Genomic DNA, 19,628 nt, shown 5'->3' on the forward strand with positions numbered 1-19,628 from the left:
CTTAGATGGGGCGGGTGGAGGAAAGATTCAAGCTTCAAGCTTCAAGCTTCAAGCTACAAGCCGCAAGTGGGGAGCGCGGTGCTTGCAGCTTGAAGCTTGCAGCTAGCAGCTAAGGTCTACTCAGCCAATTTGTAAGCGATTACGTAATCACCCATCTTGGTGCCCAGCGAGCCGTGACCACCGGCGGTGACCAGCACGTACTGCTTGCCGTCCTTGCCGGTGTAGGTCATCGGCGTGGCCTGGCCACCGGCCGGCAGGCGCGATTTCCACAGCTCCTTGCCGGTGTTGGTGTCATAGGCACGCAGGTACTGGTCCAGGGTGCCGCTGAGGAAGCCCAGGCCGCCAGCGGTGACGATCGAGCCGCCCATGCTTGGCACGCCAATCGGCAGGCCGATCGGGATTGGCGAGCTGTCGCGGCTGGTGCCGTTCTTGTGCTTCCACACCACCTGGTTGGTGGTCAGGTCGATACCGGCCACGTAGCCCCAGGCTGGCGCCTGGCACGGTACGCCCAGTGGCGACATGAACGGGTGCATGATCACCGCGTACGGTGCGCCGGTGTTGGGTTGCACACCGCTGGTTTCGCTCTCGCGCTTGCTACCGGCGGCGACTTCGGCGCGCGGCACCATCTTCGAGACGAAAGCCATGTAGTTCGGGGTGGTGAACAGCAGTTGGCGAACCGGGTCGACCGAGACGCTGCCCCAGTTGAACACGCCGACGTTACCCGGATAGACCAGGCTGCCCTGCACCGACGGCGGGGTGTACTGGCCTTCGTAGCGCAGTTCGCGGAACTGGATGCGGCAGAGCATCTGGTCGAACGGGCTGGCGCCCCACATGGCCTGTTCGGTCAGGTCCGGGCCGAGCAGGTTGAGGTCCGAGCGGGCCTGGGTCGGCGCAGTACGGTCGCCTTCGACTGCACCTTGCGGTACCGGGATCTCGCGGATCGGCACGATCGGCGTACCGTCGCGACGGTCGAGCACGTACAGGCTGCCCTGTTTGGTCGGGGCGATCAGCGCAGGTTTCACGCCGTCGGCGGTTTTCAGGTCCAGCAGGGTTGGCTGGCTGCCGACGTCCATGTCCCACAGGTCGTGGTGGGTGAACTGGTAGTTCCAGCGTACCTTGCCGTTGGCCAGGTCCAGGGCGACGATGCCGGCGCTGTACTTCTCGGCGCCCGGGGTGCGGTCAGCGCCCCACTGGTCCGGGGTCTGGTTGCCCAGCGGCAGGAAGACCATGCCCAGTTTCTCGTCGACACTGGCCAGCGACCACATGTTCGCCGAGTTGCGGCTGTAGGTCTTGCCGGGTGCCAGCGGTGCGGTGTCGTCCGGGTTGTTGCTGTCCCAGTTCCACACCAGACGGCCATCGTGCACGTCGTAGGCGCGGATCACGCCGGACGGCTCGTTGGTCGACTCGTTGTCGGTGACATGGCCGCCGATGATTACCAGTTCGCGGGTGATCGCTGCAGGCGAGGTGGAGTAGTAACCGCCAGCAGTGAACGGGCCGATGCCGGTGGTGAGGTCGATCACACCCTGGTTGCCGAAACCTTCACAGACCTTGCCGGTGTCGGCGTTCAGGGCGATCAGGCGGGCGTCGGCGGTCGGCAGGTAAAGGCGACGCGGGCAAGCGATGGCAACGGCTTGGCCGGCGTCGCTGATTTTCGGCGCCGGGCTGCCGTCGGCATTGACGTAGTTGTTCTCGTCGTAATACGACACGCCGCGACAGGTCATGTGGGCGAAGCCCTTGAAGCCCACCGGGCTCTTGATCTGCGGGTCGAAACGCCAGATTTCGGCACCGGTGTCCGGGTCCAGGGCCAGCACTTTGCTGTGGGCGGTACAGGCATACAGCTTGCCGTTGGCCTTCAGCGGGGTGTTCTGGTTGGTCAGCTCGACCGGGTCGTTGTCGGTTGGCAGGTCACCCGTGCGGATGCGCCAGGCTTCCTGCAGCTTGTGCACGTTCTGCGGGGTGATCTGGCGCAGCGGCGAGTAGCGGTCGCCGAATTCGGTGCGACCATAGGCCTGCCACTCGCCATCCGGCATCTGCGGTGCAGTGCTGCTCATCTCGGCGCTTTCGCGGCCCAGCTCGCCCTTGATTTCACCCGGGTGGGTGAACTGGCTGGCCACTGCAGTGGCGCCGGACAGCACCACGGCCAGGCTCAGCAGGCCGGTGTTGACCTTGGACGGGTTGCCCAGCAGCGGGCGGCGCGCCCACGGCAGCAGCAACACCGCACCCAGGGCGAACCACAGGGCCAGGCGCGGTACCAGTTGCCACCAGTCCAGGCCCACTTCCCACAATGCCCACAGGGTGCTGCCCAGCAGCACCAGGCCGTACAGGCCCAGGGCGTTGCGGCGCAGGGCCAGCAGCAGGATGCCGGACAGGGCGAAGCCGATGCCGGCGATCAGGTAATACAGCGAACCGCCCAGCTGGCTCAGTTTGATACCGCCAGCCAGCAGGGCCAGGCCCATCAGCAACAACAGCACACCGATCAGTCGCGGCAGCCAGCGGGTTCTACTCAAGGCACCATCAGTGCTCATCGTGTGTTCTCCGTTAGGTGAAAAGGGTGGTTAGAAACTGCTCTGGATCTTGATCCCGCCGATCAGTGCGTCATCGACCTGGCTCACGCCACCGGGATGGCGGATGTACTGCAGGTTCGGGCGCACGGTCAGCCAGTCGGCCAGGTGGATGCCGTAATACAGCTCGGCGCTGTACTCGGTGTCCTGGATCGGACGGAACAGTGGATCGTTGTAGTCGCTGACGCCGCGAGCCTGATTGATGGCCTGGGCGTTCTTGCGGTAGGCAGGGTTGACGTGCACGCGTGCCAGGGCGAAACCGATGTCGTCCTTGGCGCGGGCATCGAAGGGCCCCTTGTACACCACACCTGCCTGAACATAGTTGTCGATGGCATTGGTCTTCTTGTCGTGCAGCGTGGCGTTGGCGAATACGCTCAACCCTCGCGAGTGGTCTGATGCCAGCGACGTCACCTGTTGCTGGGCACCGAGCCAGAAGCCGTGCTTGCTCGAACTGCTGCGGTAAGCCTGGCCGCTCAATGCTGCCGGTTGTTCGTTGCTGTCCTTGTAGACATCGCTTGCCTTGGCATTACTGTAGTAGTAACCGGCGCGATATTCCCCTTTCAGGCCATTCACAGCCGGGCTCCAGACCAGTTCGACCGGAATCACCGCGCCCTGGGTACCGCTGCCGCTGAGCTTGAATCCGTTGCCGCGATCGAGGTTGGAGGGGTTCTGCTCATAGGCGCCGATTTGCGCGTACAGCTCTGGGGTCAGGTTGTACTTGACCCGCAGGGCCCACTGGCTGACCGGCCAGTTGTACCAGATGTCACCTACCCAGTTGCCCACCTGCGAGCCGCAGAACGCCAGGTTCTGGAAGTCGCAGGGGAAGCTGTTGAAGTCCTCGCCCTGACCGAAGCGGCCGAATTTCACATCCAGCGCGCCGTCGAAGTATTTCTGCTTGATCCACATCTGCGTCAGCCGCCAGGTCTGGCCGCGGCCCCAGACTTCCTGGGCCGAGGTAAAGCCACCGACGCGTGGGTCATTGATGCGGTCGTTACTGATGTTGTTGCCGTGCCGTTCGGTGACGGTCAGCTGGAACTCGGCATCGTGCCAGCCAAGGATCTTCTGCAGGTCCAGGTGGATGCCGAGGGCGAACTGGTCGCTGTAGCGCGCGGTCTTGTCGTCGTCATAACCGCCATGCAGGTTGGCGCCCATCTCGCCGGTGTAACCGAGGGTGAAGTCGTAGCCGCGTTCAGCCAGCTCCGTGCGGGTACCGCCCCAATCGCCAAGCATCCATGGCGAGTCGCTGGCGAACATCGCCGCGGCCTGGGCGCAGGGCGCGAGGCTGGCGATGGCCAGACCCGAAAGCAGTGTCCGGGTGGCGGGGGAAAAGCGGAAACGATCAATCTGAGGCATGAGATAGCGCTATCTTTTGATTATTGAAAAAACGGCAAGGCCACCGAGTTCCGAGGATCATCGGCGATAAAGCTGCAGGGAAATAAACTGAAGCGGTTCAGCTTGCGGCGGGGAGGATATAGCTGAACTTGTAAGAAAAAAAGTCAATTCAACGAGAGGCACCGTTGCCGGATCGGTAACAGTCCGGCTGAGGCAGGTGACACTGATCCCTTGTGGGAGCCGGCTTTGCCGGCGATGAGGCCGGCTCCCTCGGGATGGGTGTTGGCTTAGAAGGTGGTACGCAGGCCGACTTCAACACTACGCCCTGGTGCCGGGGCGATGTCGCGCAGGATCGAGCTTGAGTAGCGCACGGTCTGGTCGGTGAGGTTCTCGCCGCGAACAAAGGCCAGCCACTGGCTCTGGCCGATGTCGAAGCGGTAACCCACGCTGGCGCCGAGGGTGGTGTAACCGTCGGTGCTGGTCTCGTTGGCCGGCTTTTTGTGCTGGGCACTGGCGTGTTGCACATCCACCCGTGCCTGCCAGCGGTCCAGTTCCCACAGCAGACCACTGTTCAGACGCAGCGGGGCGATGCGCGGCAGGTCTTCGCCAGTGTCGAGGTTCTTGGCCCGGGTGTAGTCGCCGGACAGTTCCAGAGCAAAGCTGCCGTAGCGGTTTTGCGCCAATTGCCAGCGATCCTGGGCCTCGATGCCGTAGAAGCGCGCGCGAACCCCGTGGTAGAGGTATTCGGGCACATCGCCGCCGTGGTCATGATCATGATCATGATCATGGTCGTGATCGTGCTCTTCATCGCCGTGACCATGGTCGTGGTCATGGCCTTCGCGCAGGTTGCCGCTGGCCAGCAGGCCGATGTAGTTGCGGAAATGACTGTAGAACACGCCGACGCTGCCCTTGTGCGTGCCATTGTCGAAGCGCAAGGCCAGGTCGCTGGAGATGGCTTTCTCCTTGCTCAGGTTCGGATCGCCGACCTCGTAGGTGCCGGTGGCGACGTGGGCGCCGTTGGCGTACAACTCATAGAAGGTCGGTGCGCGCTCGGTGTAGCCCAGGGTCGCGGCCAGGGACCAGACCGGGGTCAGCTCGTAGACCGCGCCGGACGACAGGCTGGCCGCGGTGAAGCTGCTCGAACGATCGGCCTCGGCAAAGCGCTCGCTGCCCTTGCTGTCGGGTTCGACCCGGGTGTGCTCCAGGCGCCCGCCCAGGCTCAGGTTCAGGCGTTCGGTGGCTTGCCACTGCTCGAGCATGAACAGCGCCAGGCTGTTGGTGTCGGTCTGCGGCACAAAGGCTTCTTCGCCGAGGGCGGAGAACTCGTTGCGGCTGACCTGGGCGCCAATCACCCCTTCGACCGGCCCCAGCGGCTGGTGCCGGGCTTCGACCCGCGCCTCGTAACCCTTGTTCTTGAAGGTGGTATGCACCTCGCCGCTTTCAACCTCGCGGTGCTGGTAGTCGGTGTAGCCAAGGTCGACCTTCACCGAGCTGAACGGACCGTCGAGGTCGCGCAGTTCCGAGGCGAAGCCGTAATGATCCTGTTGCATGTCCAGGCGCACGCCCGGTTCGGCCACCGAGCCGTAGTTGGAGTCATAGCGGCTGTAGGAAAGGCCGGCATAGCCATGATCCCAATGGTAGGAACCACCCAGCGCGCCGCCATCCTGGCGACCGTCGCTGTTCTCCAGGCGGTGTTTGCTGCCCGGTTCGTCGGCGTCGCGCACTTTCGAGCTGCGGGCGTAGCCGGGAATGCGCAGGTCATTGAACTGGCGGCTGTTGGCGTCCAGGTGCAGGGCGAAGCGGCCGTCACCGGCCTCCAGCTTGCCGGCGCTGCTGCGGGTGGTGTCGGCACCGCCATAGCGCAGTTCGCCCGCCCCGTGAATGCCGTCGATGGGCGAGGTCGGGATGCGGTTGTCGAAGCTGTTGACCACCCCGCCGATGGCGTTGCCGCCGTAGAGCAATGCGGCCGGGCCGCGGACGATTTCGATGCGCTCGACGGTGGCCGGGTCCAGTGGCACGGCGTGGTCATAAGACAGCGAAGAGGCATCCAGGGCGCCGACACCGTTGCGCAGGATACGGATACGGTCGCCGTCCAGACCGCGGATCACCGGGCGGCTGGCACCGGGGCCGAACCAGGTCGAGGCGACGCCGGGCTGGTTGTTCAGGGTCTGGCCGAGGCTGCCTTTCTGTTGCAGGGCCAGGTTGTCGCCGTCGAGTACGGTGCTGGGCGCGGCCAGTTCGCTGTTGCCCAGCGGGTTGGCGGTGATCACCTGGGGTTGCAGCTCGACAGCCTGACTCAAGGGCGAGGCGAGCCAGAGCGCAGCGGCAAGGGGGGAGAGGCGCAGGGGTAAGTGACGCATGGAGGGAAGGGGTCCTTGGCAGTGTTATAGTATTGATACAATATAACATTACCATGAAAGATAAAACGCCCATGCGCTGGCTAGAGCCTTTGCCCACACTAGAATGTCTGTAAGCAGCACCTTGGATGCGAAAAGTCTGAAGACTTGCAGCCGTGCCTCGGCTAAGGTGCGCACCTTTCGTTGGCTGGAGCACAGGCATGACCGCCGCAAATCAAAACCCGCTGCATGGCGTGACCCTGGAGCAGATCCTTACCGCGCTGGTCGCGAAATACCAATGGGATGGCCTGGCTGAGCGCATCGATATCCGCTGCTTCAAGAGCGACCCGAGCATCAAGTCGAGCCTGACCTTCTTGCGCAAGACGCCCTGGGCCCGGGAAAAGGTCGAGCGCCTGTACCTGAAAATGCAACGCGGCCGCTGAGCCGGTGAGCCGGCGCAGACTGTTCATCGCCCTGGCCGCGTGCCTGGGCTGGAGCGCGCTGGCAATCCAGATGTACCTGCTGTTGTTGGCGCGCTGGCAGGAACAGGCCAGCCTGCTGGGTGGCCTGGTGAGCTTGTTCAGTTTCTTCACCGTGCTCAGCAACACTCTGGTCGCCGTAGTGCTCAGTCACGCGGCATTCGGCCGGGACTCGCCGCTGCGGCGCTTCTTTCTCGCGCCCTGGGTCAGTTCCGGGATTGCCGCGAGCATCATCCTCGTGGGCCTTGCCTACAGCTTGTTACTGCGTCACCTGTGGCACCCGCAAGGCTGGCAATGGCTGGCGGACGAGCTGCTGCACGATGTCATGCCGCTGCTGTTCGTGGCCTATTGGTGGTGCTGTGTAGAGAAGGGCAGCCTGCGCTTCAGGCATCTGCTGGCCTGGCTGCTGTATCCGGCGGGGTATTTTGCCTACGCGCTGCTGCGCGGGCATGTGCTGGGCGCCTATCCCTATCCGTTCATCGACGTGGCCGAACTGGGCTACGGCCAGGTGCTGCTCAATGCGCTGGCGATTCTCGGTGGATTCGTCGCTATCGGCCTGCTGTTGCTTGGCCTCGATCATTGGCAGGGCGGGCGCCTGGCCAAGGCCAGGACGCAACCCTGAGGTAGCCGTTTATTCGTCGTGTGGATCGAGGTGCCAGTAGGCGGCGGCCTTGATCAGGTCTTCCTTGACGCCCTTGTCATCAATCAGCAGGCGCTTGGTCTTACGCATCAGCGACTTTTCCAGGGCTACCCAGGTATACAGCTGACCGCTTGGCAGGGGCAGGTCCTTCACCACTTCCAGCAGATCCTGCTGCTGACGCTGTACCCAGATCACCTCGACCTGCGCAGCACTGGCCAGTGGCTGTTGTTCCTGGGCATCCTCGATCTCGATCACTGCCACCACCTTGCGGCCCGCGGGCAGTTCTTCCAGGCGCCGGGCGATGGCCGGGATCGCGGTTTCGTCACCGATCAGCAGGTAGCTGTCGAAGATGTCCGGCACCACCAGCGAGGCTCGCGGGCCGGCAATGTTGAGCACCTGGCCGACCTGCGCCTGGGCCGCCCATGTGGAGGCAGGGCCGTCGCCGTGCAGGACAAAGTCGATATCCATCTCGCCGCCCGCCAGGTCGATGCGCCGCGGGGTGTATTCGCGCATGGTCGGGCGCAGGCCGTCGCGGCTGAAATCGAGGTTGTCGAGCACCGCCTGTTCTTCTGCCGAGCAGGCGAACATCAGCTTGACGTGGTCGTCGCTGCCAACGCTGGCAAAGCCTTGCAGCTCTGGCCCGCCGAGGGTGATGCGGCGCATGCGTGGGGTCAGGTCGGTAACCCGCAGCACGTTCAGGCGGCGGTGTTTGATCTCGTGGTTGACGCGGTGAATGGTGGCGTTTTCGCTAACAGTCATTCGGGTTGCTCCGGTGAGGTCGCAGTGGGCCCTGCGACGATGGCTTTGGCGGTGTCATTGAGCAGGGTACGAACCCGCTCGATTTCCGCCGGGTTCCAGCGCCCGCTGTGCATCTGCAGGGCGTGGCGCAAGTTGTGTACGGCCTCGTGGATCTCTGCCGGACGGTCGTGGCCGCGCAGCGAGCGCTTGCTGACTTCGATGCGCATGCGTACCCCGTCCAGGGCAATGGCCTGGTCGGCCAGGGACTTCTGCCCGGCCGGGGTAATGCCGTAGAGGCGCTTGCTGCCTTGGGTCTGGCCGCTGATCAGCTCGACTTCTTCAAGGAAATTAAGGGTCGGGTAGATCACCCCGGGGCTGGGGCTGTAGCTGCCATCGAAGAGGCTTTCGATCTGGCGGATCAGGTCGTAGCCGTGGCAGGGCTGTTCGGCCAGCATCGACAACAGCAGCAGCTTCAGGTCGCCGGGGGCAAACACGCGGGGGCCGCGGTCGCCACGTTCACGGCCGTGACGACGTTCGAAGCCGTCATGCCGGTCGCCATGTTCGCGGTGGGGATGATGGTCACGCATGGGGGAATCTCCGTTTGCGTTAGATGTATCTTCAGATATTACTCAAGATATATCTTAAATCAAGCGTGAGAATAGGAATGTTTCTCATGATGATCGTAGGAAGCGCTGAATTTGTGTAGGAATGCTTCAGGGTTTTCCTACAGATGCCTCGGATTGCCTTGATCTACACACACGGAAATCGCTCCTAAGATTCGCCACGTTTTCTTCACCTGTGAGTATTTCTCCGTGGCGCGTTCAATTTTTTTCATCGGCCTGCTCTGGGGGCTGTCATTTTTTGCCCAGGCCAGTTTCTCCGTGACCCATATCGCTCGTGAGCACACTGTGCGGCACGAACTGGAAGCCAACCTCGATCGTCTGGTCGAGCGCGCACACGAGCTGATCGGCGTGCCCTATCGCTGGGGCGGCATGTCGGTAAAGGGCGGGTTTGATTGCAGTGGGCTGCTGGTCTACCTGTTTCGCCACGAGGCCGATATCAGGATTCCGCGCACCACCGCGGGCATGCTCAAGTCCGGCGCCCGGACCATCAAGCAGAGCCAGCTAAAACGCGGAGACGCAGTATTTTTCAATCGCAATGGCCAGGGCCGGATCGGTCACGTCGGCCTGTACATCGGCGAAGGGCGCTTCATCCACGCCCCCCGCACCGGCAAGAACATCCGTATCGATTCCCTGAGCAACAGCTACTGGGCCAAAAGCTATACGACTGCCAAGCGCTTCCACTAGCGCTGCACCATCCGCGGTGGCTTGCACAGGGTGTGACTGCCCGGCTCCAGGTACGGCATCAGGATTGGCGCCATGCCCTTGAGCACCTGCACCGGCAGCGCCGAGGTAAAGCGGAAGGACTCCGCGGCACGGCCGGGGACGAAGGCGGTGAGGGTGCCGAAGTGGTTTTCTCCGAGGTAGAACACAAAGGTGGCGGTACGGTTCAGCGAGCGTGAGCCGATCAGCCGCCCGCCGGCGCCGAAGCTTTCGATGCGGTTGTCGCCGGTACCGGTCTTGCCGCCCATCACCAGCGGGCTGCCGTCGGCCAGTTTGAAGCTGCCCGACACTCGCCGCGCGGTACCGGCATCCACCACTTGCGAGAGGGCGCCGCGCAGGGCCCGGGCGACTTCCACCGAGAGCACTCGCTGGCCCAGGTCGGGGTCGCTGGTCAGACGGGTTTCGTAGGGTGTGTCGGCAGCAAAGTGCAGGGTGTCGATGCGCAGCACCGGCAGGCGTACGCCGTCGTTCTGGATAATCCCGATCAGTTCAGCCAGGGCTGCCGGACGGTCGCCGGAGCTGCCGATGGCGGTGGCCAGCGACGGTACCAGGTGGTCGAAGGGGTAGCCGACGCGTTTCCAGCGTTGATGAATATCGAGGAAGGCTTCGATTTCCACCAGGGTGCGGATGCGGCTGTCGCGCGCGCCCTTGTGGCGGCTCTTGAACAGCCAGCCGTAGACTTCCTGGCGTTCAAAATGGCCGGCCTGCGCCGCCTCCTGGAAGGTGGCGCTGGGGTGTTGCAGCAGATAGCCAAGCAGCCACAAATCCAGCGGATGCACCTTGGCGATAAAGCCCTGGTCGGGCAGGTCATAGGCGCCTGGCCGGTAAGCTTCGTACAGCTCTTGCAGGCGTTTCTCGGTGACGGTGTTCTGCTTGGTGGCCGGGCGTTTGTTCTCGACCCGGTCCTTTTTCAGGTGAGCCTGGACGAACGCATTGAAGGTGGCCTGGTCGGCTTCCGGAAACAGGTAACGGTGCACCGCGGCCAGGCGGATCGGTGTGACCCGCAGGCTGTCGAGGAAGGTGTCCAGGCGCTGTTGCGAGGTCTTGCGCTGGTATTTTTTCCAGAACCTGCGCATGTAATCGGTGCCTTCCTTGTCGGCAAAACGTGCCAGGTATTCCTGGCGGCGCGGTTCGGCATCGTCCTTGAGCAGGCTGGCGCTATTGCCCGGCTGCTGGTAGGTGCTGTAGCGCACCAGATCGCGCATCAGGCGAATGAACGGCAGGTTGATCGACTCGCGCAGGGCGTCCTTGAGGGTGGGGATGCGGCCGTTGTCTTCCTTGCGAAAGTTGTTGAATACATGCAGGCCGCCGCCGGTGAAGAAGGCTTCGCCGGGGCTGGCGGAGTACTTGCGCTCCAGCGCGGCGTTGAGCATGGCGCTGAGGTCGCGGTCCTTGTTCTGGACCAGGTAGTCGATGGCCCAGCGGGTGATGAAGTCCAGCTCGGCCACCTGTACTTTTTTCAGCTCGGCGGCCGGGGTAGCGGCGTACTTGTCGTGCAGTTCGGCGACTATTTCCAGGTAGCTGGTCAGTACCCGCAGCTTGGCGGTGGAGCCCAGTTCCAGTTTGCTGCCTTCGTTGATGTCGAAGGGCTGGTCGGTGCTGTCGGTTTGTACCCGCACCCTCGAGCCATCGGCGGTACGCTCCAGCAGGGTGAAGCTGTAACGCACCTGGGTGGTGCTGGTCGGGGTCAGCAAGCGTTCGCCAAACAGGCCCATTTTTTCTGCAAAGGCCGGGTCGGCGAGGTTCTTCAGGTATTGGCTGACCTGGCCCTGCAAATCCGACTGCAGGGTGCTGGTGGCCGACAGGTCGAGACGGTCGAGGTCATACAACGGCCGGCCCAGCGCCGAAGACAGGCGGCTGCGGGCGACGCTGATGCCTTTGTTGGTAACGATCGGCTGAATGGTCGGCTGGGCCACCCAGTCGCGGTAGATGGCCGTGCTGGAGAGGGCCGCATCCGCCAGCGGCTTGTCGATGATGTTGCTGGCCGAGAGGATGCGGATGTGGCTGTCGGTCAGCAGCGCCAGTTCCGCACGCCCCTTGGACAAAAAGTGCGAGGGGCGGCGCTGGGCGATCATCAGCGACAGCACCTGGCGCAAGGCCAGGCCACGGGTGGCGAGGCTCGCGGGGTCGTTGTCGGTGGACGACAGGGCCTGGTTGACCTGGGCAAAATCAGCGCCATACCAGACGCGCAAACCCTCGGCCATGCCATGCACTTCGCCATGCCCGGGCACCGCCGACAGCGGTACGCTGTTGAGGTAGTCGCGCACGATACGCTGGCGTGTTTCCAGGGTCTGCGGGCCACCTTTATACGCGCGCACGCTGGCGGAAATCATCTGGCGGATCTTCTCGCTGCCCGAGGCGGTCAGGCCGTCGGGGGAATGCCGGTATTTTTCCAGTTGGGTCGCCAGGGTACTGCCGCCCGCCGACTGGCCGGGCAGGGCCAGGTACTTCGCCACCTGGGTATAGGCGGCCTTGGCAAAGCGCGGCCAGTCCACGGCGGGGTTGTTCAGCGGGTCGTTGGGGTCGAGCAGGTCGCGGTTTTCGATGAACAGCAGGCTGTGGACAATGACCGGCGGGATCGAGGCGAAGTCGGGGTACAGGTGCTGCGGGTAATGAAACTGGTACAGCGCATCGCCCTTGCAGTCGGTGATCGACAAGCCGGCCTGAATTTTTTCGGCGTAGGGAACGAAAAAGCCGTGATCGACGTAGTCCATCAGCGCAGGCGAAAAGCGCGTCTGCTCGTTTATCACGTAGTCGCGCTTCAGTAGGCGCGGCAGGAATTCACCCAGAGAGCTGTAGCCCAGACGCTTGTCGAACGGACCTTCACCCGGGTAGCGAATGGCATCGCTGGGGCCGGGCTGCATGGAGTAGCTGAGGGTCGCGGCGAACCGGCTGAACTCCCGGGATTGCAGGCGCGAGGTGTGTATTTCGGTAGTGACGGCGTAACCCAGGGCGATCAGGGCGATCAGCAGCACCAACCAGAACAGCCGCCACCAGAGATGGCGCTGGCGTGGGCTTTTCGGCAATGGGAGTTGTTCAGGGGGAGCTTCCGTACTGTTCGGTTCCGATTGCCACAATGCGCCCATAGTCTTCAGCCCGGCTACGTATTTTCGTCTTGCTTGCCTGAAGCTTAGACGGTGGCCGGGTTTGGTGAAAATTTTGTAGTCAGTTGCCGGGCATTTCCTAAAAACGTGTCAGAAATGCTCCTTTGGTGGAGCTTGAATTGCCCCGTTTTGGTGCTATGTTAGCCGCCCTGTTTCCTGCAGAGGCTAAAGCACGGGGAATGCCCCTCCGTAGAAGCGGATTTTGCCGAGAGTTCTCGCCAAATATCGCGCTTTATACAGTGAAATGTCCTGCAGGGGCCTTTCTATACTGCTCGCCCCTTTCGCTCTGCCGGTTTTGCACTGACGGCAGACGGGCCCGCTCACAAGGCGGTGCCCGGCGAGGCAACGCATCAAGCCCACCGGCGATGCCAGGCCTGCACGAATGGTCATATCCAATAACAAAATGAGGTTGTATTTCTATGCCAGTCGGCAACCACCCTTCTCATGGTGAGACCGCCCAGGGCGGCCCACTCAAGCGAGAACTCGGCGAACGCCACATTCGCCTGATGGCGCTGGGCGCCTGTATCGGTGTCGGCCTGTTCCTGGGTTCGGCCAAGGCCATCGAAATGGCCGGACCAGCCATCATGCTGTCCTACATCATTGGTGGCCTGGCGATCCTGGTGATCATGCGCGCCCTCGGCGAAATGGCCGTGCACAACCCGGTAGCCGGCTCCTTCAGCCGCTACGCTCAAGACTACCTCGGCCCGTTGGCGGGCTTTCTCACCGGCTGGAACTACTGGTTCCTGTGGCTGGTGACCTGCGTGGCGGAAATCACCGCGGTGGCCATTTACATGGGCATCTGGTTCCCCGAAGTACCGCGCTGGATCTGGGCCCTGGCGGCCCTGGGCAGCATGGGCGCGATCAACCTGATCGCCGTCAAGGCCTTTGGTGAGTTCGAGTTCTGGTTCGCCCTGATCAAGATCGTCACCATCATTGCCATGGTCCTGGGTGGCATTGGCGTCATCGCTTTCGGTTTCGGTAACGATGGCGTGGCGATGGGCATCTCCAACCTCTGGAGCAACGGCGGCTTCATGCCCAATGGCGTGACCGGCGTGCTGATGTCGCTGCAGATGGTGATGTTCGCCTATCTGGGCGTCGAGATGATCGGCCTGACTGCCGGTGAAGCACGCAACCCGCAAAAGACCATTCCCCAGGCCATCGGCTCGGTGTTCTGGCGCATCCTGCTGTTCTACGTCGGCGCACTGTTCGTGATCCTGTCGATCTACCCGTGGAACGAAATCGGCAGCCAGGGCAGCCCGTTCGTGATGACCTTCGAGCGTCTGGGCATCAAGACCGCTGCCGGTATCATCAACTTCGTGGTGATCACTGCTGCGCTGTCGTCGTGCAACGGCGGTATCTTCAGCACCGGACGCATGCTCTACAGCCTGGCGCAGAACGGTCAGGCCCCGGCCACCTTCGCCCGCACCTCGAGCAACGGCGTGCCGCGTAATGCCCTGTTGCTGTCGATCGCAGCCTTGCTGCTGGGCGTGCTGGCCAACTACCTGGTACCGGAGAAAGTCTTCGTCTGGGTAACCGCCATCGCCACCTTCGGCGCGATCTGGACCTGGGTGATGATCCTCCTGGCCCAGCTGAAATTCCGCGCGGGCTTGAGCAACGCCGAGCGTGCCGCACTGAAATACCGCATGTGGCTGTGGCCGCTGAGCTCCTATCTGGCGCTGGCGTTCCTGATCCTGGTGGTCGGCCTGATGGCCTACTTCGAGGAAACCCGCGTGGCCCTGTACATCGGCCCGGCGTTCCTGGTGATGCTGACCGTGCTCTACTACGTGCTCAAGCTGTCGCCAAGCACCGTGGAGCAGCGCGCTGCAAGTTCAGTGTCCTGACCCTCTGGTTGTCATGAAAAAGCCCGTATCGATGGATACGGGCTTTTTTTTTTGGGGTTCTTCACGGATTGCCGGGAAAGTCGTTGGCAGCCAACAGATCTTGCAGATGTATCTGCTGCACTGCGCGCTTGAGATTCTCTGGGGGATCTGGTGAAGAACAATTAAGTACCGCACCGGCGCAGTTGCAATCCCGAGAATCGCTGCGAAGGCAGTTACGCCTTCATGGACTCAGGAGAGCCGCAGCATGACCACCCATCGACAACGTTCGTTCATCGCCACACTCTCAACCCCCTCTGGCCGCTTTGGCTTTCTCGACCAGTTGCATTCGGTCTTCTACGCCGATCCGCAACGTACCTTCACCTGGACCGGCATCAGCATCCCCAGCGCCGGGCACATGCTCGGTCACGTGAACGAGAAGCTGACGTCGGAGCCCTTGAAGCTCTACGTGCGCTTCACTGAGGGCGGCTACATCTTGTACGTCAGGAGCAAGGCCCATTTCGGTAAATGCATTGGCTACAAAAATGGTTACTTCGGTGCATTCGACCCGAAAGAGCAATCGCCAGCCAAATTCGGCCTGGAAGCCGTGGGTGTTGCTGACGGCGCCAGCGGCCAAGAGATTCAACTGGGCGGTGGCGCGATTCTCAGCCGTCTGATTTCCCTGGACACAGGCAAGCCCCTCGCTCTGCGCGAGCAAACGCTCAGCTATTACCGCAATAAAGCCTGGAGGAGCAGGCCGGTCACCTGTATTGCCGCCCATGGCGCCCAGGCAATGGACTTTCACGTCAACGTCCTGGAAACCAATAGCGCCTACCTGAGTCATCCGGACGAGATCTGAACAGGTGCGATTGATCTGCAATCCCGTCGAATACGCCTATCCTGCAAACTCGATCTCTTGACCCGGCCGCGCTGGTGGCGCAACAGTCGCTTGGAACTCAGGAACGGCCTGAGCAAGGCCGGTCCCTATGTCGATTGCGTTTTTCAGGTGGCAACCGCACGCATCGGCTGGTTCAGGCGTTTGTTGAAATCCAGCCAGGCGCCGAGCAGGGCCATGACGGCGACACCCACCAGTGCGGTGAATATCTGCATGGCAAAGGCATCGCCGGCCATGGCATTGATCATGTCCGCCAAGGGCGCAAGCAGTACCCCCAGGCAGAACACCTCAAGCGAGTAGCGGCCCATGCGGCAGGTTTGCTGCGCCAGCCAGTTCTGCGTCCAGCCGCTGCCCGGCAGCAGCTTGGCCGTGACGTAGGTCAGGGCCAGGAAGTGCAACAGGCGCACCGGCGACAGGTCGGTCTTGCTGATCGGGTACAGCAGATTGTTGATACTGGCCGGCATCAGTGCATCGTGAAGCTCTGACCAGCGCCAGGACAGGGTAATGATGCCTGCCGCCAGCGAGTAGGCGGCTGCCGCCAGAAACAGCGGTTGGCGCCGCAACGGCCGGGTTTGTGGCGGCCGTGCCTGTTGCCCGTAAAGCGCCGCTGCGCCACCGAGGATGAACAGGAACTGCCAGGTGACCGGGTTGAAATACCACACGCCATCGGAGAAGTTCGCCAGGTTCCAGCCGAACCCCGGGGCCATCAGATACACCGCCATCGATACCCCCACTACCGCCCAGGGCATGCGCATCAGCAACGGCAGCACCAGCGGCAAACCGGCCAGCAGCACAATGTACAGCGGCAGCGGGTCCATCAGGTTGGGCTTGAAGCGCAGCAACAACTCGTCCGTCAGGGCTTGCTGAGGGTTGGTGATGAAGTGGGTAAGGCCCATCTCCTGCACCAGATCGCGGGTCTGCACATGGCTGTTGGCGTAGAACACGATGCCCATCAACATCGCCAGCAGGAAGATATGCACGACATACAGCACCCAGGTACGGCGCAGGATCTTCACGCAGGCGATCAGGTAGCCGTCGCGTTGCAGGACTTTGCCGTAAGCCAGTACCGCGGCGTAGCCAGCGAGGAAGACGAAAATCTCCGCAGCATCGCTGAAACCGATGTTACGCAGGGTGATCTGGCCTAAAGGGTTGTGGGGGACGTGATCCCAGAAAATGAAGATCAACGCCAGGCCTCGAAAAAAATCGATGCGCGGGTCGCGTCCGTTAAGCATGGCAGCGGGCTCTTGAACAGTTGGTTAAGTAGTGACAGGCGCACGGCGGCATTCTCTCGCGCCGCACGTCGGGCGGGGGGCAGGGTGGCGGTATTCGTGGGTAATTGCAAAGGGGGCTTATTACTGAATGTCTCTATTCGCCCCTTGCGCCGTAGACCGTTGATCGCAAATCACCCGTACCTGTCAGATTTGCTAGTAGACGAACCACGGGTTACGTGGCCTGCTTGAGTTCAGCCGCAACAGCCATCGAGGCGTGACGCGCAATGGCCAACGTATGGAAAGGGTTTTCCACCTATGCCGTGATCGGTATTGCCAATACCCTGGTCCATTGGCAGCTCTTTTTCGTGCTCAGGGAAGTGTTCGCTTTAACTCAGGCCCTCAGTAATCTGCTGGCGTTTTGCGTTGCAGCAAGTCTTTCCTTTTATGTAAATGCCCTCTACACCTTCGCCGTGTCGCCTTCGTTCGGCCGCTACCTGCTGTTCATGCTGTGCCTGGGCGGGGTCAGCCTGGCAGTGGGCTGGATGGGCGACCACTGGCGGCTGCACGGGATGATCACGGTGGTGACGTTTTCCCTGATCAGTCTGACGTGTGGCTTCCTGTTGTCCAGGTGGTTGGTGTTTCGCAGGGCCGAGCCATGAAAGTCTCGCTGATCGTGCCGGTGTTCAACGAAGAGCAGGCCGTCAGGGGGTTTTACCAGGCGGTGAGGCAGGAACCCGCGCTGCAGGCCCACCTCATCGAAATAGTGTTCATCAACGATGGCAGCAGTGATCGCACGGCCGAGATCGCCCGTTCCATCGCCCTGACCGACAGCGACGTGGTGTTGATCAACTTCTCGCGTAACTTTGGCAAGGAGCCGGCCTTGTTCGCCGGCCTGGAGTACGCCAGCGGTGACGCCGTGGTGCCCATGGACGTTGACCTGCAGGACCCGGTGGCGGTGGTTGCGCAGTTGATTGATGAATGGCAGAACGGCGCCGACGTGGTTCTGGCCAAACGCCGGGACCGCTCCAGTGATGGCTACCTCAAGCGCCGCAGCGCCTCGCTGTTCTATCGCCTGCTCAATCGCATCGCCTATACCCATATTGAAGAAAACGTCGGCGATTTCCGCTTGATGGACCGCAAGGTGGTGGACGTGATCAAGACCCTGCCCGAACAGCAGTTGTTCATGAAAGGCGTGCTGTCGTGGGCAGGGTTCAATGTTGCCATTGTTGAATACGACCGCGCGGCGCGGGCAGTGGGCCGCAGCAAGTTCAACGCCTGGCGCCTGTGGAACCTGGCGCTGGACGGCATCACCTCGTTCAGCACCTTGCCCTTGCGCCTGTGGAGTTACCTCGGCGCGTGCATTTCTTTATTGGCGTTGCTGTACGCCGGTTACCTGGTAGTAGACAAGATCCTGTTCGGCAACGATCTGCCCGGATATCCGTCGTTGATGACAGCGATTTTGTTCCTCGGAGGGGTACAGTTGATCGGCATCGGCATATTGGGGGAATACATCGGCCGTATTTACATGGAGGCCAAGCATCGTCCTCGCTACGTTATAAAAAGTATTGTCGGAAAACCCGAGCAGCACACCCATAGGCCTTTGCTCAAGGAGAGCAGATGAGCCTGACGCTGCGCCTGCGGACTCAGGTTGCATGGCCGCTGGCTTGCTTGGCCATATTGCTGCTGAGCAGCGCTGTGCGTCTTTACCAGGTAACACAACCGGTGCTCTGGTACGACGAAGCTTTTTCCGTGGCTCTGAGTGCCTTGTCACCGTCGCAGATCCTGTTCCACACCGCTCGCGACGTTCATCCGCCGTTGTACTACCTGCTATTGCATTATTGGATGCACTGGCTGGGCAGCGACGTGTTGGCCCTTCGTGGCCTTAGTGTGTTCACGGGCGTGCTGACGGTGGCTCTGGGCATGTGGCTAACGCGCAGACTGGCCTCCCTGCGAGCAGCCTTGATCGCCGGGTCATTGCTGGCGCTGCTGCCCATCGCGGTGCGTTACAGCCAGGAAGTACGGATGTATTCGTTGCTGGGCATGTTGTTACTGGCAGCAACCTTTGTGCTTTTGCTCTGGGTGAGCAGACCGGCACAAAAGCCTCTCCTGATGCTTTATGCAATGCTGATGGTGGCCGGGCTGTATACCCACTATTTCACCGTACTCTGCGCCGCGGCGCATTGGTTGTATCTGTTATGTGTGAAGGATACACGGCGTCTTGTTCGAGCCTGGCCGTGGTGGCTGTGCAATGTGGCAATCGCGCTCGCCTATCTGCCTTGGCTGCCCTCGCTGGTGGGGCAGTTGGGACATACTTCGGCAGTCTCCTGGATTCCTCGGGTGACACTTGAAACGCTTCCTGCTGCCGTGTGGCAGTTTTTCACCCTCGATAACGGTAGTGCTTATCCTCGGCCGATATTCCTGGTGATGCCAATGGTGTTGCTCGTTGCCTCGGTTTTTATTCTGCGCAGGGATAGGCAGGCCTTGCGCCCGAACGCTCTGATCGTAGCGTCCAGTTATGTTCCACTTGTGCTGGTGTGGTGCATTTCATTCGCGATGCCGCTGTTCGTCGAACGCTATCTGTTGTTCGCGGCTGTCGGTTTGCCGATTGTGCTGGCATTGGCGCTGGATCGCCTTGCAGCCAGTCATCGTGGCTTGGCCTGGCTGTTGGCCGCCGCTTGCCTGACGCTGGAAGTGACCGGCATTGCGCGTATCTACAGCCAGCAGCACAGCTTGAATGATGCCGTAGGCTGGTATGTCAATCGCCTGGATGTTGTGGTCGATGGGGTCAACGCACAGTGGCAGCAGGGAGACTTGATAGTTGTCGATGGCCTGTATTGGTACTTCAGTGTGGCGTACTACAACAGGACCGGTAGCATACCGTTGATCTATGAAAATGGTGCGAAGGGCGATAGTACCGGCACCTCGAGCTCCAGCTATGGTGGTGCGACATTGCTCTTTTCCCGGGCGGAGCACTTGTACGTACAGATGCCTCAAGCGTTAGCGCCGAAATCCGGCAGGGTATGGTGGGTAGGTGGCGTTCCGGGCCCTGGTAAGGAGCGTCACTTGCCCGGTAACTGGACCAAGCTGGCGGAAATCAGGGCGGGAGAGACCCGGGCAATGCTGTTCGCAGTGCCCGAGCGATCAGAGTCGCAGACGACTGGCCATTGAACCT

Annotated in this window: 15 protein-coding genes; 8 read left to right on the plus strand and 7 right to left on the minus strand. The window is 61.7% G+C overall.

Features of this window, described 5'->3' with window-relative positions; genetic code table 11:
- Positions 1-116: 116 nt before the first annotated feature.
- From CCOS864_RS06605 to CCOS864_RS06615, 3 genes are all read right to left on the minus strand, one after another.
- On the minus strand, positions 117-2,525 hold the full coding sequence (locus CCOS864_RS06605; RefSeq protein ID WP_115085585.1) for a glucose/quinate/shikimate family membrane-bound PQQ-dependent dehydrogenase: 2,409 nt from the start codon (positions 2,523-2,525) through the stop codon (positions 117-119).
- 30 nt (positions 2,526-2,555) lie between these two features.
- Entirely contained in the window at positions 2,556-3,914 is a 1,359-nt protein-coding gene (locus tag CCOS864_RS06610; RefSeq protein ID WP_115085586.1) for a carbohydrate porin, read from the minus strand.
- Positions 3,915-4,180: 266 nt separating this feature from the next.
- Positions 4,181-6,253, minus strand: a complete 2,073-nt coding sequence (locus tag CCOS864_RS06615; RefSeq protein ID WP_115085587.1) for a TonB-dependent receptor — start codon at positions 6,251-6,253, stop codon at positions 4,181-4,183.
- A 197-nt stretch (positions 6,254-6,450) separates the two neighbouring features.
- Between CCOS864_RS06615 and CCOS864_RS06620 the strand changes: the two genes are divergently transcribed.
- Entirely contained in the window at positions 6,451-6,672 is a 222-nt protein-coding gene (locus CCOS864_RS06620; protein WP_045197670.1) for a VF530 family protein, read from the plus strand.
- Positions 6,673-6,676: 4 nt separating this feature from the next.
- Positions 6,677-7,330, plus strand: a complete 654-nt coding sequence (locus tag CCOS864_RS06625; protein WP_115085588.1) for a Pr6Pr family membrane protein — start codon at positions 6,677-6,679, stop codon at positions 7,328-7,330.
- 9 nt (positions 7,331-7,339) lie between these two features.
- On the opposite strand, the gene CCOS864_RS06630 is transcribed toward CCOS864_RS06625, so the two are convergent.
- Both CCOS864_RS06630 and CCOS864_RS06635 read right to left on the minus strand, forming a co-directional pair.
- Positions 7,340-8,107 carry a siderophore-interacting protein gene (locus tag CCOS864_RS06630; RefSeq protein ID WP_115085589.1) on the minus strand — a complete coding sequence of 256 codons (768 nt, stop codon included), beginning with the start codon at positions 8,105-8,107 and terminating at the stop codon, positions 7,340-7,342.
- Complete coding sequence (locus CCOS864_RS06635) at positions 8,104-8,673, minus strand: PadR family transcriptional regulator (RefSeq protein WP_115085590.1); 570 nt, start codon at positions 8,671-8,673, stop codon at positions 8,104-8,106. The genes CCOS864_RS06630 and CCOS864_RS06635 overlap by 4 nt, the downstream gene beginning before the upstream one ends.
- A 303-nt stretch (positions 8,674-8,976) precedes the next feature.
- On the opposite strand from CCOS864_RS06635, the gene CCOS864_RS06640 reads away from it, so the two are divergent.
- Positions 8,977-9,393, plus strand: coding sequence for a C40 family peptidase (locus CCOS864_RS06640; RefSeq protein ID WP_415842482.1), 417 nt, complete (start codon positions 8,977-8,979; stop codon positions 9,391-9,393).
- Here the strand turns inward: CCOS864_RS06640 and CCOS864_RS06645 are convergent.
- Positions 9,390-12,515, minus strand: a complete 3,126-nt coding sequence (locus CCOS864_RS06645; protein ID WP_115085592.1) for a transglycosylase domain-containing protein — start codon at positions 12,513-12,515, stop codon at positions 9,390-9,392. The genes CCOS864_RS06640 and CCOS864_RS06645 overlap by 4 nt on opposite strands.
- A 437-nt stretch (positions 12,516-12,952) precedes the next feature.
- Here CCOS864_RS06645 and CCOS864_RS06650 point away from each other — a divergent pair, with 437 nt between their 5' ends.
- Positions 12,953-14,374 carry an amino acid permease gene (locus CCOS864_RS06650; protein WP_115085593.1) on the plus strand — a complete coding sequence of 474 codons (1,422 nt, stop codon included), beginning with the start codon at positions 12,953-12,955 and terminating at the stop codon, positions 14,372-14,374.
- Positions 14,375-14,618: 244 nt separating this feature from the next.
- A complete protein-coding gene (locus CCOS864_RS06655; protein WP_115085594.1) occupies positions 14,619-15,209 on the plus strand; it encodes a hypothetical protein in 591 nt (196 codons plus the stop codon).
- A gap of 143 nt (positions 15,210-15,352) precedes the next feature.
- Here CCOS864_RS06655 and CCOS864_RS06660 read toward each other — a convergent pair whose 3' ends face one another.
- On the minus strand, positions 15,353-16,477 hold the full coding sequence (locus CCOS864_RS06660) for an OpgC family protein (RefSeq protein WP_115085595.1): 1,125 nt from the start codon (positions 16,475-16,477) through the stop codon (positions 15,353-15,355).
- A gap of 263 nt (positions 16,478-16,740) precedes the next feature.
- Between CCOS864_RS06660 and CCOS864_RS06665 the strand changes: the two genes are divergently transcribed.
- Genes CCOS864_RS06665 through CCOS864_RS06675 form a run of 3 tightly spaced genes read left to right on the plus strand, consistent with a single transcriptional unit; the run spans position 16,741 to position 19,624 of the window.
- Complete coding sequence (locus tag CCOS864_RS06665; protein WP_115085596.1) at positions 16,741-17,115, plus strand: GtrA family protein; 375 nt, start codon at positions 16,741-16,743, stop codon at positions 17,113-17,115.
- On the plus strand, positions 17,112-18,077 hold the full coding sequence (locus tag CCOS864_RS06670) for a glycosyltransferase family 2 protein (protein ID WP_115085597.1): 966 nt from the start codon (positions 17,112-17,114) through the stop codon (positions 18,075-18,077). The genes CCOS864_RS06665 and CCOS864_RS06670 overlap by 4 nt, the downstream gene beginning before the upstream one ends.
- Positions 18,074-19,624, plus strand: coding sequence for a glycosyltransferase family 39 protein (locus CCOS864_RS06675; protein ID WP_115085598.1), 1,551 nt, complete (start codon positions 18,074-18,076; stop codon positions 19,622-19,624). Before CCOS864_RS06670 ends, CCOS864_RS06675 begins: the two co-directional genes overlap by 4 nt.
- Positions 19,625-19,628: the final 4 nt, after the last annotated feature.

It is taken from the genome of Pseudomonas wadenswilerensis, assembly GCF_900497695.1.
GTDB lineage: Bacteria > Pseudomonadota > Gammaproteobacteria > Pseudomonadales > Pseudomonadaceae > Aquipseudomonas > Aquipseudomonas wadenswilerensis.

Excerpts from the sequence above, each read along its gene's own strand:
- CCOS864_RS06605 (WP_115085585.1), bottom strand. The coding sequence starts at position 2,525 with ATGAGCACTGATGGTGCCTTGAGTAGAACCCGCTGGCTGCCGCGACTG.
- CCOS864_RS06610 (WP_115085586.1), bottom strand. The coding sequence starts at position 3,914 with ATGCCTCAGATTGATCGTTTCCGCTTTTCCCCCGCCACCCGGACACTG.
- CCOS864_RS06615 (WP_115085587.1), bottom strand. The coding sequence starts at position 6,253 with ATGCGTCACTTACCCCTGCGCCTCTCCCCCCTTGCCGCTGCGCTCTGG.
- CCOS864_RS06620 (WP_045197670.1), top strand. The coding sequence starts at position 6,451 with ATGACCGCCGCAAATCAAAACCCGCTGCATGGCGTGACCCTGGAGCAG.
- CCOS864_RS06630 (WP_115085589.1), bottom strand. The coding sequence starts at position 8,107 with ATGACTGTTAGCGAAAACGCCACCATTCACCGCGTCAACCACGAGATC.
- CCOS864_RS06635 (WP_115085590.1), bottom strand. The coding sequence starts at position 8,673 with ATGCGTGACCATCATCCCCACCGCGAACATGGCGACCGGCATGACGGC.
- CCOS864_RS06645 (WP_115085592.1), bottom strand. The coding sequence starts at position 12,515 with ATGGGCGCATTGTGGCAATCGGAACCGAACAGTACGGAAGCTCCCCCT.
- CCOS864_RS06650 (WP_115085593.1), top strand. The coding sequence starts at position 12,953 with ATGCCAGTCGGCAACCACCCTTCTCATGGTGAGACCGCCCAGGGCGGC.
- CCOS864_RS06655 (WP_115085594.1), top strand. The coding sequence starts at position 14,619 with ATGACCACCCATCGACAACGTTCGTTCATCGCCACACTCTCAACCCCC.
- CCOS864_RS06660 (WP_115085595.1), bottom strand. The coding sequence starts at position 16,477 with ATGCTTAACGGACGCGACCCGCGCATCGATTTTTTTCGAGGCCTGGCG.
- CCOS864_RS06665 (WP_115085596.1), top strand. The coding sequence starts at position 16,741 with ATGGCCAACGTATGGAAAGGGTTTTCCACCTATGCCGTGATCGGTATT.
- CCOS864_RS06670 (WP_115085597.1), top strand. The coding sequence starts at position 17,112 with ATGAAAGTCTCGCTGATCGTGCCGGTGTTCAACGAAGAGCAGGCCGTC.
- CCOS864_RS06675 (WP_115085598.1), top strand. The coding sequence starts at position 18,074 with ATGAGCCTGACGCTGCGCCTGCGGACTCAGGTTGCATGGCCGCTGGCT.